Below are 13,518 nucleotides of genomic sequence, written 5' to 3' on the forward strand. Positions count from 1 at the left end.
ATAAACGGCTTTTCAATCAGATTTATTTTTCAGTCACAGTGATATCAAAATCACCAAGATGCTTTAAGTTTTCAGGTCTAAGCTGCATTTTATTTTTGTTGATTTTGTCAACAAGACTGAAGGTTGCATTGATCGAATCAAGCAAAGTTTTATTTAACTCCTGAACTTCCAACATTGGTGTGCTAAGACCATTATCTGAGCCAGTAAGGTTAACCTTCAGATCCGTCATGTACCCATTGTCATCAATGATGCCGTTAAATACATTAATCTTGTTAGGCATAAAGCCTTTAACGTGTACTTTGAAGCCTAGTGACGTGATTTTGAAGACGTTTTCAGCCTTAGTGAATGTAGCCTCCATGTCATCAAAAACATAGTTAGGTTTTTCGTTAAAAAAGAAATCTTCTTCGTTGCCGTTAAGAGTAATACCGTCATCCCAAGTCAATGCGATAGAGTTGTTGTTAGAAAGGCAGATAATATGGAAATTACCATTTAAGTCTTTCTGAACAATGTAACCCTCATTCTTCCAAAAGACTTTTTTTCCAGCTTGAATTGCTGCTTTGATTTCAGTAAGAGTCATTATTATTTCCTCAAGCTATTAGGCTTTGTAGTATTTCATCGGGCTAACAATGTATTTGTCACGACTGCTAAGCCAGCAATCTTTTTTTCCGCAAATGGCATTAACCAGGGAAGTTACATCGTCATTCAGAGTTTCGTTGCTAGGAGTTCCGCTGGCGCTATAATCAGAGCCTACAGTGATTTGATACGTATCAATGCTATCTTCAATCATCTGCTTAAATAATGTTAATAGCTGATGCGTTGCATTGTTTCGAACAAGCGATACCTGAACCAAATTAGCACCCGCAATTTCACCAGATTTAATGGTTACTACCGCAATTTTTTTCAAATGTTCAGGCATATCTTATCCACAGTAATTGTCCACACAGTTATTATACACAAGCAACACTAAAAGTAAATAATTAAATCTACAGGGTGAAGGTAATATCACTAGGGTTTTTAGCTCTCATAATTGAGTTTTCAATATCGCTTAATCGTCTATTGACCTCAAGAATTTTGCTTAGAGGTTGATCATGGTGAAACATCTCCATCATCTTGTTTCGGATTTCGTACCCGTCATTAAGTGCATCAATGTTGTAATTTGGGATTGTTTTTGAGGATAAGTCCACTTTACCTTTCCAAAATTCGACAGCACTATCAAATAAGGCATGATACTTAACAGTTAAATCGGAAACAGTTGAGTCAAGATTGCTTAACTCAGATTTCATCGCTTTTTGACCTTTGAACTTAGCGCCATGTGTGCGAGCAAGCTGAATGACAGATTTCAGTTTATCCTGAACCGATTTTACGGACGGAATATCGATACGTTTTTCACCTGCGAATGAGGTGGATGCGCCAATAATGCGTAATTCATTATTGCTGATAACAGCATGTTCAAGGGAAATTACTGAAGTTGTCATATTCGAAGTTCTCTATAATTAGGCAGGAAATACCCCTGCCTCTCTTATCTTTATTAATGACCTAATTATACATAGATAGAGGCAGAAGTAAATAATTAAAACTCGCCCCTGATTACATTTGATTTTTCTAATGTAATTACAGCGATATTTAGAACGCCAGTGCCTTCAAACTGTTCCTTAATCTCGTAGTTGATGGTCATGGTGATATCGCTTGGAAGCTCAGATTCTTTGCTTTTAACAGATTGAGGTACTACAGCAACCACCTTACCGCCACTCTTTAATAGGCTCATTGCAGCTTTTAGGTGAGTCCAATACAATTGATTTAGGTATGGTGGATTCATGATAATCCAGTCGAAACGATCTGGTGTTTCATTCGCATAATCTAGGAAGTCTTTTCGCTCAACCGAATAGCCCAATCCTGCAACCACAGCGCAATTTAGAGAGTTAATATCGAAACATTTGGTTTGGTCTTTAGGTAATAACTTTGCAAGCTTACCGCGCCCCACAGAAGGCTCGCAAACATCCTCGTTTGCATCAATATTAATCACATCTGAAACTAAGCTGCAAATGTAATCTGTGCTCTCATAAAGCTGGTGGCTAACCACTTCTGGATATGTTCCAACACAAATCAGATGATCGAGTGCTTCATAAGGGTTAAAGTCGCCCAGCTTCCATTCAAGCTCATTGGTAAAGCTATCTAAAGTAGGTTCGCTACCAAACACCGTAGATAGAATAAACTTTGCTTCGTCTAAGTAATTTGTATCAAACTTATTAAATGAAAGAGTGGCAACGTAGGTTGATTTATCTCGAATGAGCTTAGGCGTGAATGCGCGTTTACCAGTTACATATTCAGGGTTATCAATCAAAGGGTGACTGATCTTAACCTGGCTAAATCTTGCGCGTACTTCGTGACTAATGAGGGTGTCTACTGGTGCTAGCGTTGATTTAAACAAGGGCTTAATTTTTCGAGCTTGAGGCAAGCAATTAGGGTGAAGGTTTGCCAAAACAGCATTAAGTTGATCGGCAATAGTCCAGTCGATTTCAATGTGTACAGTGCCTTTCTTAAATGCTTTGATGCGTAATGAACCACCATCAGCTAGTAACCATTTACCAGTATTGTCAAATACGCGGTATAAGATAACTTCGGTTGAGCGAACGGTAGGCATCTCGTTTTCACCGCGCAGTAATGCGATCACACATCGTAAATCGTGTACATATCCACTTGTTTTAAAATCTTCAACGCTAGAACCGCATTGACTAAAAATCATTCGGTTTCTAAAACCTGCTGGAGAGTTAGTGACATGTTCAGGAGATAGCTTTGTAAAAATGGTGTTGATTCTATGAGTGAAAATACTCTCAATATCACCAATGTAGGCTTGTAACTGAGCTTCAGCGTTTTCTCTGTTGAATTCAGGGGTTTTCTTGGAGTCTGTTAGGCTATCCTTCCAGTTGTTATACGAACCTGTATCCATGTAATTACGGAGTTTAGTGTCATCAATTAAATGCAGCCAGAAAGTAGCATCAAGGGATTTAATCGCATTATCCAAACTGTTAAGAAATAGAGAATTATTGCCTGAAATAAGGTGAGCGGAAATGACAGCTCTATGAGCATTGACATACTGATATGCATCTTTGAGTTCTTGCTTAGTGACTTCGTATTTCAGCATGATTTCATCGAGTTTATCACCAAGATACCTTGGGTTAAATGTAGAAACACCACTCGATTGATGGTTGAATACTGATGGTAATGCGCAGCTCATTTTGGATTTCCTTTTCTTTATTTATGTTTTAAATTATACATAAATCACAGAAAAAGTAAATATTTAATCAATTAAAAATCCAGAGTGGTTTTGAATAATTCGAAATTTTTCTTGTCTACCATTAGTAGATCACCATCGCTTAGCTTAATTGGGAAAAAACCTCTATCGCAGTAGAAGTCGATGAGATCAAAACCTTTCGCTTGAGGGTTTGAGACTCTTGCTAACAAAAAAATAAGTTCTGACTCTTTCACTTTATCTAAAAAGCTATCAAGCATTTGAGCACCGAAACCATGACCTCTATGTTCAGGATTCACATAGATCTTTGTTAAAAAGGATACTCGCTCAAAATTTTGTTCTACAACGGTAAGGAAATCAGTCATGAAGCGCTCATCGAAATCACTGGTCATATCAATAGCATCATCAATCATAAATTGATCTTCAGTAGAAGATGTGTAGACACCTCTTAGTTCACCGAATTCGTGGTTTTCTGCAATATAATGGCTCATGACTGATTACCTGTTTGAATTTAATTATTTAATAATACACAATTAACATTAAGAGTCAATTTTATGGTATGCAGCTAACCGCATCTAAAAAGTCACAAGCCGAACAGGTGCATGGCTCAAGACAAACACCATCTTCATCATTTTTCTTCTTTTTCTTTCTTCGCTTAAGTTCCTCGCTTGCCTGCTTACAAGCAGAAAACTGCCCCTTAATGTCTGAAAACCCGTTTATCAATCCTTTGGATTCGATAATGGCTTTCACGCTTCCTGAGCATCCATGAGTATTGTTAAGTACCCCGTATGCACAACGAAATCCCTTCTTTGGCGATATGAATTTTTGGTAGAATTGTATTGCAGATAAAGATATTTTGCTTAACATTTGTCTTCTTTAATTATTACTTTTTAAAGTTATTTTAATTGACATTCGCAATTTTAAGATCGATAGAAGCCAAAGTAAACCAAGAATTGAATTATCCAAAATTTCAATTTTGGTGATGAATTTGAGAAAATAGAAAAAATTAAGAAAAAATGGTGTTTTTCCTATGCCGTGTATGAACTGCATTAATGAAATATGTCAAAGTAGATGCTTGCCATCTAGGGAGCTAATGCTCAAGCAACTTAAACCTAAAATTAAAGAAGATATGTTTGAGAGTTTTTCTGAAAAGCCAACCGAGTTTATTGTTGCTGTTTACAATAAGGTGTTTTTTAGTGACGAGGCGCTAAACAGAAAAAGAATGAGTCAAAATGAGATTAGCTTATGAAAACGTTGTAGGCAACCTATCGCATAAAAAACAAAATATAAAGAGGAAAAAGCTTGGTGATATAGCTTTGCATTTTTACTAAAAAATAATTAAGATTGTAAAAAAACAATAAATAAAAGAATAAAAATGAAAAAAGAAAATATACTCCAAAGAAATATTATAGACTTTTTAATCTCTCCTGTATCACAAGGCGGTCTCGGGTATGAGGAAGCCAATGCTCAGACTGTTACAGATGACCTTGTTATACCTAGCGTAGCTAAAAGGTGGTTCTCTCAAGGTAGAAATAAAACATCCTACGAAAAACTAAAAAAAAGAGCAAAGAGTGATTCATGGATGGGTGAGCTTATAAAAGAAGTTCAGTCTCGAATATCCAGATCACAATACAATATTGCGGAATTTTTACTAAGAAACAAAAGCATAACATTTGAGGGTCAGGAATTTTATCTTTATGTTGTTTCAAATAATGATAACGAAGAATTCTTTGGCGAAAAAATGAATGAGTCAGGCAATATCTTTACAGTTGTAGAGGAAGTTGTTTACAAAAGAAATCCAGATGGGGTGTCTAGTCGAAGACCAGATCTATGCTTCTTTATTAATGGTTTTTATTTCTCTTATCTAGAGATTAAAAATTTAGATTCAAGTGGGAGTGTTGATCATGGTATAGATAAGATTCTAACTAATTACGCAGAGGCGCATGGTTTTGTTTCGAACAGTGATGAAAAATCAGAAAGTTACCGACACGCCTTACAGCTTTGGTCTCAACCCTGCTCAATAATAAGTGTAGATAACTCCGATGCATCGGTTGCTCGTAATTTGCATGGAGAGTTAAAAAAAGATGCTCGCTCACTGGCTAAGGATAATTATGGCTCTTATTCACAGACCGATTATTATAACAAGGGTCGTAAACTATTCAAAAGAATAATAACTTCCTCCAGAAACGAGTCAGATATACCAAGCCTTAAATTGAGTGATACTTTGAAAGAGGTTCTGACTAGCTATTATTCAAAGCACAGTGTCTACAATGAAATCGCATATTATAATTTTGTTGAGTCTAGCGCTGTGGAGAAAAGTAACTCAGTACCAATCTCTCCTAGACCTAAGCAGAAATTTGGTGTCGATAGAACGATTTCAAGAATCACTACCCTACTAAAGCATGAGTCAGATCCAGATTTTTTGATTAATGAAATCCTTAACCATGAATCTGTTGCTAAAAGAAATCAGCATGAAAAAGACGCTCTTATATACGAGTACAATAGTATTAATGGATTTAACAAAATCAACTCTATTCTTCTTCAGTATTCGGCAGGTTTTGGTAAAACAAATATCATGGCTTGGCTTGCAGGACGAATAAAGAACTTACAGTTCGATGCAAAGCCAGCATATGAAAAAGTGTTCCTTGTTGCAGACCGACTTGATTTAAAAGATCAAATAAATAATAAACTGAACTCAATGCCTGGCATGGATAACTCAAGTTTTGCTGAAATAGGCAGTAAGGATGAGTTAGTGGAGGCTTTGGATTCCACAAGTAAAAAAGTAATAATAATTAATATACAGAAGTTTAGAAGCGCGAAAGCAATCCAAAAACTCTTACTTGAATCCAATATCGCCAGAACCAATAAGCGTTATGCATTTATTATTGATGAGGTTCATAGAAGCAACTCAGGCGATCAACACCAGAATATGATGAGCATATTCAGTGATGCTGTAATATCAAAAAAAGTGAAGAACCTTGTTATTGGCCTTACTGCAACCCCTTCTGAGGAAGTGCTTGCCAGATTTGGTTCTTTTCATAGCTACAAAGAAAAAAGGTGTGCATTTGATGCTTTTACCATGAAAGAAGCCATTCAAGAGGGATTCGTGCTTAATCCATTGAAGGGATTGGTTAAACCAAGCTTTAAGGTTGTAATAGACTCTGACAAGTCAGAGATTGATTCAAGATCAGAGTCTTATGGCTTTAAAAAGGAGGATATATACGAAAACCCTAAGAGAGCAAAAGCTATTGTTAAGCACTCTACCCGCATGATGTTTGACAATATTTTTGACAGAATCAATCCTAAGGGGCAAACAAGCAGAGGAAAAGCTATGTTTGCTTGTCATTCTGTTAAAGCGGCTCAAATGTACTATCAATTTTTTTCTGAGGAGTTCATAAATTCTAAAATCCAACTTCTAGAAAGTCTTGGTGCAAGTAACACACTTGTTGAAAAGGTGAAAAGTGGTCAAGATATTAATGATGAAGACATGCATTCATTCAATAAAAACAAGCGTAAAGACATTCTTAAGCGACTTCACGCTAGAGTTTACGTTGTTTATACCAATAATAAGAATGCGCAAGACAGTATTCCTAAAGAATCACATGCGCTTTGTGGTTTCTCTAATGAAAAAGAAGTGATTAAGCATTTTAAGTCGTCACTCAATGGGTTAATTATTGTTGTAAAGAAATTGCAAACAGGCTTTGATGATCCGAACCTGCACACTCTTTTTCTTGATCGTAACATTAAAGACATTGAAGCTGTGCAAACTTGTTGTCGTGTTAACCGTACAGCTAAGGGTAAAGAAGATTGCCTTGTGATCGATTGGACTCACGAAAACAACAATATAGAAGAAATAAAAAAGGCATTTAGAAAATACGAAAACCTTACTATTTCTGGAAAAATTGTCGCAACAGATATTCTGTCTGAAATAGAGGGTTTTCATCAGAACATGCGAAGTGATGATGGAATCAAGAAACTACTCGCTTTCGCAAGAAATCATTCAGGAAGAAAACTCGATGAAAAGTTTCAAATGGAAGTTGAAGATGTCGTAGTTTTGGTCGCGAAAGAAGTAGAGAAGCGTGTTTCTGATAAAAAAGAGTTAAAAGAGTATCTCAAAGAGTTTGTTAAGCCAATTATAGGATATGTCAATCATATTGAAAAATATAAGGTTGTTGTTGATATTGACAAAAAACACCTCTGTCACATCCGACACTTTGTTTTGCGTATGTTCTTATCTAAGTTGCGAGCGGTGAAGGAGTCAAAAGACTTAATACCAATCAATGTAATCATTGATGACGATGATTTGGCGTTTATGCTGGAAGATGTGGTTATTGAAGATGATGTTAACGCTAGCTCTAGCGGAAGTGGTAAGCCTGTTGAGGTAAAATCAAGCATTTCCTACATATCAGACCTAAATCGTGACGAGATTACCCGTGAGGATTTTAAGCACTGGTACTTCGAGCAGAGAGATCTAGTGTTTGATTTTATTCAGGATAGAAATGTTGATTTTGTCAATATCATTAAGGATGGTGGGCGCTTGGAATTTGATGGTTTCAAAGCAGCTTTAATGAAGGTGATGCGCGGAACTAATGCTAAAAAGTTTGGTGTTGACGAGAATTTTGTTAAGTGCCTTAAGGAGTTTGTTTGCCCACAAAAGAACAGTGCAAGCACTCTCTTCTGCGGGGAGCTGAAGACCGAATTCGAAATCAAAATAAAAACTTATAACTGATAAAAAGCTTGCCATAAAATGGCAAGCTTTTATAATTCATTAAATAAAGCTTAATAGCTAAACATATCAATAATATTAAGAAAATAATATCAAATATTAACAATAAAATATTAATGAGTAGTTCGAGAATACCTCGTGCTAATTCCTTATTTTTTCACTAAATAAATTAGTAATTAATAAATTGAAGTTGAGTTAAATTAAATGTGTCTAAAATCTGATATTTTGAAGTACGAAAGTAAAATATGGTCTACGTGTGATACTTTACGTGGAGCTGGCGTAAAACAGTCTGAATTTCCCCAGTACATGATGCCATTTTTTGTGTTAAGAATGGTTGAAGCCCGTCTTATTACGATGGTAAATAATCTAATTGACGAAGGTTACAGCACAGAAGAAATTCGTGAAGAGCTGCAAGATAGCACTCAAGACTTCAGTTATAATGAGCATGTAATGCTTGCTGCTAAAGGTGAGCCAACTAGTATTGGTACACTTGCAGATATCTGCGAAGTCCAAGAAGGATTTGATGAAAAATTTGCTGATTATTTAAACGATTGGGACGATAACACAAAGCTATTGTTAGGTCTTCAGGATACTGATGCGCTTTATCTTGATATTCCAAAATATATAAAATCACTAAAAAGCAAAGGTCGCCTGAAAGACTACACATCAAAATGGGCTGAAATCGATCTGCGCGACTATGATGCATCTGACATCACAACTTTGGAAGAGCATATTAAGCGTAAGTGGGCTGACATCTCTGCTGCAACTTCTGGTGAGCAATACACTCCAGATGACATCATAGACCTTGTTGCTGCAATTCAGGCTCGATACGCTGTTCTTGATAACAAAAAGTCAGTCACGCTATACGATATGACTTGTGGCGGTGGCAACATGCTATTTGGCAGTGCGGACAAAATTAAAAAGCGTCTACCTAATATTACTACTAGCACTTACGGACAAGAGATTAATGATTCCCTTTATGCATTAGCAAAAATTGAATCCCGTTTTCGTACAGAGTCTGGAGGCGGTGCAAAGCATGTGATTGAGCATGGAGACACGCTAGCTAAAGATAAATTTATTGGTAAAGAATTTGATTTTATTTCTGCAAACCCTCCATACGGTATTGACTGGAAAGACTCTGAAAAAGATGTGATAGCAGATGAAACAGGGCGTTTTGTCAATACAGGAATTTCAAGATCAGATGGTCAATTACTGTTCATGCAACACGCAGTGAGTAAGCTTAAATCTGATGGTAAGGCTGTTATTGTCCATAACGGATCTCCAATGTTTACTGGCGATGTTAACTCAGCCGAAAGTCAGGTACGTAAGTGGTTGCTTGATAACGATTGGATTGAAGCTTGGGTGCAATTGCCAAAAGAAGAGTTTTTCAATACTCAGATCACTACTTACTTATGGGTTATCAATAAGAATAAGCCTGCTGACCGTAAAGACAAGATCATACTGATTAATGCTTCAGAGAAATTCTCTAAGCTTAAGAAATCAATGGGTAAGAAAACCAATAAAATGGATTCTGAACACATTGATTGGGTCATGGATAAGTTCGACAATCCAGTTGAATCAGATGACGTTAAATTTCTTTCTAAGTACGATTTCTACTACAACAAGCAGCAATTGACGCTTATTGAGCGTGATGAGGACGGGAAAGCTGTTTATGACACCCTTTCAGAAAGTGAAAAGTTAAAAGGCTTTAAAAAGCTGAGTAAAGTATCAGAGCTAAAAGTTTGCAAAGATGGCAAAGAGTTCGCCTTCAAAACGAGTGATGGTTCTGTGGTAGAGCAAATCACATCTAGTGTTGATGGTGTGATTTTCAGTAGTGAAATGACACCAGATAAAGAATTGGTGGATTCACTTAAGGAAGTTTTCATAGATTCTGATCTTAATGTGAATGATGTGTATCACTCGTCAGTTGAGAATCAAAACATCGTTTTTGACAATCAAAAAAGCATGGGGCGTGGATTCATTGTTCCAAAACTGACACTTGGCAAGAAATCAGGCAAGTCAGTTATGAAGCTTTCAATCGAGTTAAAAGCGGAACTGACAAAAGATTATGAAATTATCCCTTACCTACCAGGTGAAGAAAACGAGAAATCTATTCAAGCGTTCTTGGATAAGTGGGTTCGCAAGGAATACATTCTTGGTGACAATTCGGTGGGTGTTGAAGTCAACTTTAACAAGGTGTTCTATAAGCCTGTTGTGCTTCGTTCTACCAAAGAGATTGCTGATGATATTAAAGCGATTGATATTGAACTTGCAGAGCTTGAGAAGGGGCTGTGGGGATGATACAGATAAAGCTAAAGAATTGTATAGAAACTTATTCAGGTTATGCTTTTAGCAGTAAAGATTTCTGTGATGATGGTGTTCAAATAATCAAAATAGGAAATCTATTTAATAATAAATTAAGTCTTGAACGCTCACCTACATTTGTTAGCGAAGGATTTCTGTTGTCACATCATGAATATATCGCTAGCGAAGGAGATATCTTAATTTCCTTAACTGGAACATTAGGTAAAAAAGATTATGGATATGCTGTAGCGATTGACAAAAATTGTGAATTTCTAGTAAATCAGAGAGTGTTAAAAATAAGTGCGAAGCATAATATAACGCAAGAATATCTACTGTTTTTATTGCAGTCTGAATACTTATTGAATGAGCTGTATCCATTAGCTAATGGCACCAAACAAGCAAACATTAGCGCATCAGATGTTTTAAATATAGGTGTTAGCCTTCCGAGTATTGATGAACAAAAATCAATAAGTAAACTTTTAGGAGTAAAAGTATCTATTATTGATACTAAGGTTAAAAATCTAACCCAAAAACTCCACCATCTCGAAGAATACAAAACAGCCCTCATCCACAATGCGGTCACGAAAGGTTTGGATGCAAATGGGTGTCGGATTTTGGATGGTACGCCTGCGAATGAGATAAGGTGGGGTTCTTTTAAAGTGAAAGATCTTATTGTTGAGAATGAAAAATCTAACAGACCTGCTTCTGTAGGGGAGTTGACAGGTAAGTATCAGTTTTTCAAGTCATCAATAAAACAAAACTCATTCTGTGATTTCTATGATTATGAAAAAATGTCTATTGTAATGGGGGATGGTGGAGTTGCAAACGCTAGTTTGTCCGAAAAATATTTTTCAAAATCCGATCACTGTTGGTCTTTTTACAGTAATGTTTCAGACTTACACACTAAGTTTTTATTTCACTTTATAGTCTCGCAATTAAAGGTTATTGATGATTTGGGATTTAAGGGTATGGGGATTAGAAACCTAGATAAGAATTTTGTAAGGAATTTAGAGGTATTTTTACCTGATGAAGATGAAGTTCTTGCTATTAATAATTTTATTGAAAAAAATATCGCCTTGATAATGCAGTTAGAAAATGCCATCAACAAAAAAATCGACCTCCTTCTTGAGTACAAAAAGAGCCTGATTAATGAGGCGGTGAGTGGTCAGTAAACAGTATATTTTTAATAAATTAAGCTCACTTAGGTGAGCTTAATTGTTTTTTGTTGGGGTAATTAATATTATTAATAAAAAGAATTAAATTAATAATGAAAAGCTATAGATAATCTAAAAGAATTTATTTTTTGTTAAACGATAGCAGGATTTCGTCTTTTAATGTTTTATTATTTTTCTTAAGTATTGTTTTTATTCATAAAAAATTTTCCAATTGCACTTTAAAAGCAGTGAGGCGTCGAGAGAGCAGTTGGCATTACGATTTTTTTACTTCATTGCTTTTCACTTAGATTTTTATGATCTGTAAGTAATGGTAATATTAACAAAATCCTTTTGTTGGTATATATAAAATGAATATTGAAATATTTACAATTAATGTTGGTATGCAGGAATTCAGTGATGAGCAGCACTTAAAAAATTTCGCGAAGTACCTTTTTTCTTGTTCTAAAGGACACTCTACAAATGCAGATACCGAGCATAATCTGTATGGTTATTCAAACTCGAAGGAAAGAAGGGTTGGTTTCATTGATGATGCTAAAAGAGATCTGAAAGATTTTAATTCATTTTTCAAAAATGAATACAAAGATTGGTCAAGATATGTAAATACTATGCATTATGCTTTTTTTATTATGGAAACTGAAAATAAAGTAATTACCAATATCTTCAGTGTTGATGGTGATGAAGTGCAAGTGCTTTTGCCTAACGAGTTTATTGAGCACATTATTAAAACGAATTTTAATGGTGAGGAATCCTTGCTTATTGATAGGATTAATCAGCTTTTAAAGCCAGATAATGAATTTGTTTATTATAAAGATGCAAAGCTTGAGGAAAGAGCAGAGTTTGAGTGCGCCATCCACAATAAAATAAGAAAAGAAACGTCAAGCATTATTACTATTTCTCATAATGATCAGGATGATTTTCTTCATTTGCATAGTATAATAAGAATAATATCTTGAATGTTAATTATTTTTGTGTTATTTATATAATGTTAAATAACAAAAAGGAAATAATAATGATTCAAAGTGATAATAATAAAAGAGCAGTAACTTCCCAAGAGGCTATGTTGCTTAGAGCGCATCATAATAATGAGCCACCATTAGGGGAAAATATAAAGGTTAAGTTAAATGGGAAATCGTGGGGCAAATCCACTAATCTAATTTGCTATTTCACTGAAATTGAAAGTGGTATTAATTTTACACTTTCATTATTTAGAAGCAAGAAAGATGGTAAGAGTTATTGCGCACCAGACCATAAAGTAGACTTTTCCGAAACTGGTATTGTTGGGAATCTTTATTGTTTGAATATTCAAAAATCCTCACGTTCAAAATTTGCATCCTTGAAAGGTGCTAATCTTTATTTTAGTGAAGAATAAATAATTATATTGATGCATGGTAAATGATTTTTATGGATAAAGCTCACAGAAACGTGAGCTTTGTTAAGCTAACTCAACAGACTTTCAACCCTATAGGAAGGAATCTCGAAGTTTTGCGGAAGATAATCAGCAGCATTTTTGGGGATTTTCTTTGAAACTTCTGAGAATGCTCTTCGTCCAATTTCTTCCTTCATGGTTTTAGCCCAGTACCATGCCCCTAAAAGCTCTTTAACCGCCTTATCTAGTCTTTCTTGGGTTAAAGTGTTCTTGGTTCCAAGGTAACGACTTGCTACTGATAGGCTACCATTTCGTTGATGAAGCAAAGTAACCGATGCTGAATAGCAAGGTACACCATTATCAATACGTGATGTTTTCGCAAAACTGATTTTAACGCCATCCTTATTGCCGATATCAAGAAAATCAGTCAGCTTGTGATTTTTTTGCTCATCTAAGAGACACAGAATTGCTTCATCCAGCGCGTTGTCAGCACCGCCATAATTATTGTTAGCAAATGCGCAAGAGAAGTAAGGCTCACCCTTTCTGGCAAAGCGTACTTGCCAACCTGTAGGGATCTTGTTGATGTGGCGAGGAACTTCATATTTCTCTTCATCAAACCCTTCAACAATACGGGTTGTAATGCCAAGTTTGTTAAGCTCTTCTTTTAGGTAAGATGGAATATTTCGCATGATGTGTC

Annotated in this window: 13 protein-coding genes; 6 read left to right on the forward strand and 7 right to left on the reverse strand. The window is 35.6% G+C overall.

What is annotated here, in order from left to right:
- Positions 1-22 precede the first annotated feature (22 nt).
- The 6 genes from R7Q39_RS18870 to yidD form a co-directional block, all read right to left on the reverse strand.
- A complete protein-coding gene (locus R7Q39_RS18870) occupies positions 23-577 on the reverse strand; it encodes a hypothetical protein (RefSeq protein WP_318076576.1) in 555 nt (184 codons plus the stop codon).
- A gap of 18 nt (positions 578-595) precedes the next feature.
- Positions 596-916, reverse strand: a complete 321-nt coding sequence (locus R7Q39_RS18875) for a hypothetical protein (RefSeq protein WP_318076577.1) — start codon at positions 914-916, stop codon at positions 596-598.
- 67 nt (positions 917-983) lie between these two features.
- Positions 984-1,475, reverse strand: a complete 492-nt coding sequence (locus R7Q39_RS18880; protein ID WP_318076578.1) for a hypothetical protein — start codon at positions 1,473-1,475, stop codon at positions 984-986.
- A 95-nt stretch (positions 1,476-1,570) separates the two neighbouring features.
- Positions 1,571-3,235, reverse strand: coding sequence for a DUF4942 domain-containing protein (locus R7Q39_RS18885; RefSeq protein ID WP_318076579.1), 1,665 nt, complete (start codon positions 3,233-3,235; stop codon positions 1,571-1,573).
- A gap of 71 nt (positions 3,236-3,306) precedes the next feature.
- Positions 3,307-3,741 carry a GNAT family N-acetyltransferase gene (locus tag R7Q39_RS18890; RefSeq protein WP_053319386.1) on the reverse strand — a complete coding sequence of 145 codons (435 nt, stop codon included), beginning with the start codon at positions 3,739-3,741 and terminating at the stop codon, positions 3,307-3,309.
- Between the two features lie 61 nt (positions 3,742-3,802).
- Positions 3,803-4,117, reverse strand: a complete 315-nt coding sequence (gene yidD / locus R7Q39_RS18895; RefSeq protein ID WP_318076580.1) for a membrane protein insertion efficiency factor YidD — start codon at positions 4,115-4,117, stop codon at positions 3,803-3,805.
- Between the two features lie 226 nt (positions 4,118-4,343).
- On the opposite strand from yidD, the gene R7Q39_RS18900 reads away from it, so the two are divergent.
- The 6 genes from R7Q39_RS18900 to R7Q39_RS18925 all read left to right on the forward strand — a co-directional run bounded on the left by R7Q39_RS18900 (position 4,344) and on the right by R7Q39_RS18925 (position 12,824).
- Positions 4,344-4,499: a hypothetical protein gene (locus R7Q39_RS18900; RefSeq protein ID WP_020330797.1), complete on the forward strand. Its 156-nt coding sequence runs from the start codon at positions 4,344-4,346 to the stop codon at positions 4,497-4,499.
- A gap of 126 nt (positions 4,500-4,625) precedes the next feature.
- Complete coding sequence (locus R7Q39_RS18905; RefSeq protein ID WP_318076581.1) at positions 4,626-7,979, forward strand: DEAD/DEAH box helicase family protein; 3,354 nt, start codon at positions 4,626-4,628, stop codon at positions 7,977-7,979.
- A gap of 201 nt (positions 7,980-8,180) precedes the next feature.
- A complete protein-coding gene (locus R7Q39_RS18910) occupies positions 8,181-10,277 on the forward strand; it encodes an N-6 DNA methylase (RefSeq protein WP_318076582.1) in 2,097 nt (698 codons plus the stop codon).
- Positions 10,274-11,452 carry a restriction endonuclease subunit S gene (locus R7Q39_RS18915; RefSeq protein WP_318076583.1) on the forward strand — a complete coding sequence of 393 codons (1,179 nt, stop codon included), beginning with the start codon at positions 10,274-10,276 and terminating at the stop codon, positions 11,450-11,452. The genes R7Q39_RS18910 and R7Q39_RS18915 overlap by 4 nt, the downstream gene beginning before the upstream one ends.
- Before the next feature lie 350 nt (positions 11,453-11,802).
- Positions 11,803-12,408, forward strand: coding sequence for a hypothetical protein (locus R7Q39_RS18920; protein WP_318076584.1), 606 nt, complete (start codon positions 11,803-11,805; stop codon positions 12,406-12,408).
- 56 nt (positions 12,409-12,464) lie between these two features.
- Positions 12,465-12,824: a hypothetical protein gene (locus R7Q39_RS18925; RefSeq protein WP_318076585.1), complete on the forward strand. Its 360-nt coding sequence runs from the start codon at positions 12,465-12,467 to the stop codon at positions 12,822-12,824.
- 68 nt (positions 12,825-12,892) lie between these two features.
- Here R7Q39_RS18925 and R7Q39_RS18930 read toward each other — a convergent pair whose 3' ends face one another.
- Positions 12,893-13,510 carry a hypothetical protein gene (locus R7Q39_RS18930; RefSeq protein ID WP_318076586.1) on the reverse strand — a complete coding sequence of 206 codons (618 nt, stop codon included), beginning with the start codon at positions 13,508-13,510 and terminating at the stop codon, positions 12,893-12,895.
- Positions 13,511-13,518 lie beyond the last annotated feature (8 nt).

The organism is Vibrio sp. 947 (genome assembly GCF_033339115.1).
Classification (GTDB): Bacteria; Pseudomonadota; Gammaproteobacteria; order Enterobacterales; family Vibrionaceae; genus Vibrio; species Vibrio alginolyticus.

Bases quoted from the DNA above. Each gene is read 5' to 3' on its own strand.
- R7Q39_RS18870 (WP_318076576.1), bottom strand. From the start codon at position 577: ATGACTCTTACTGAAATCAAAGCAGCAATTCAAGCTGGAAAAAAAGTC.
- R7Q39_RS18875 (WP_318076577.1), bottom strand. From the start codon at position 916: ATGCCTGAACATTTGAAAAAAATTGCGGTAGTAACCATTAAATCTGGT.
- R7Q39_RS18880 (WP_318076578.1), bottom strand. From the start codon at position 1,475: ATGACAACTTCAGTAATTTCCCTTGAACATGCTGTTATCAGCAATAAT.
- R7Q39_RS18885 (WP_318076579.1), bottom strand. From the start codon at position 3,235: ATGAGCTGCGCATTACCATCAGTATTCAACCATCAATCGAGTGGTGTT.
- R7Q39_RS18890 (WP_053319386.1), bottom strand. From the start codon at position 3,741: ATGAGCCATTATATTGCAGAAAACCACGAATTCGGTGAACTAAGAGGT.
- yidD (WP_318076580.1), bottom strand. From the start codon at position 4,117: ATGTTAAGCAAAATATCTTTATCTGCAATACAATTCTACCAAAAATTC.
- R7Q39_RS18900 (WP_020330797.1), top strand. From the start codon at position 4,344: ATGCTCAAGCAACTTAAACCTAAAATTAAAGAAGATATGTTTGAGAGT.
- R7Q39_RS18905 (WP_318076581.1), top strand. From the start codon at position 4,626: ATGAAAAAAGAAAATATACTCCAAAGAAATATTATAGACTTTTTAATC.
- R7Q39_RS18910 (WP_318076582.1), top strand. From the start codon at position 8,181: ATGTGTCTAAAATCTGATATTTTGAAGTACGAAAGTAAAATATGGTCT.
- R7Q39_RS18915 (WP_318076583.1), top strand. From the start codon at position 10,274: ATGATACAGATAAAGCTAAAGAATTGTATAGAAACTTATTCAGGTTAT.
- R7Q39_RS18920 (WP_318076584.1), top strand. From the start codon at position 11,803: ATGAATATTGAAATATTTACAATTAATGTTGGTATGCAGGAATTCAGT.
- R7Q39_RS18925 (WP_318076585.1), top strand. From the start codon at position 12,465: ATGATTCAAAGTGATAATAATAAAAGAGCAGTAACTTCCCAAGAGGCT.
- R7Q39_RS18930 (WP_318076586.1), bottom strand. From the start codon at position 13,510: ATGCGAAATATTCCATCTTACCTAAAAGAAGAGCTTAACAAACTTGGC.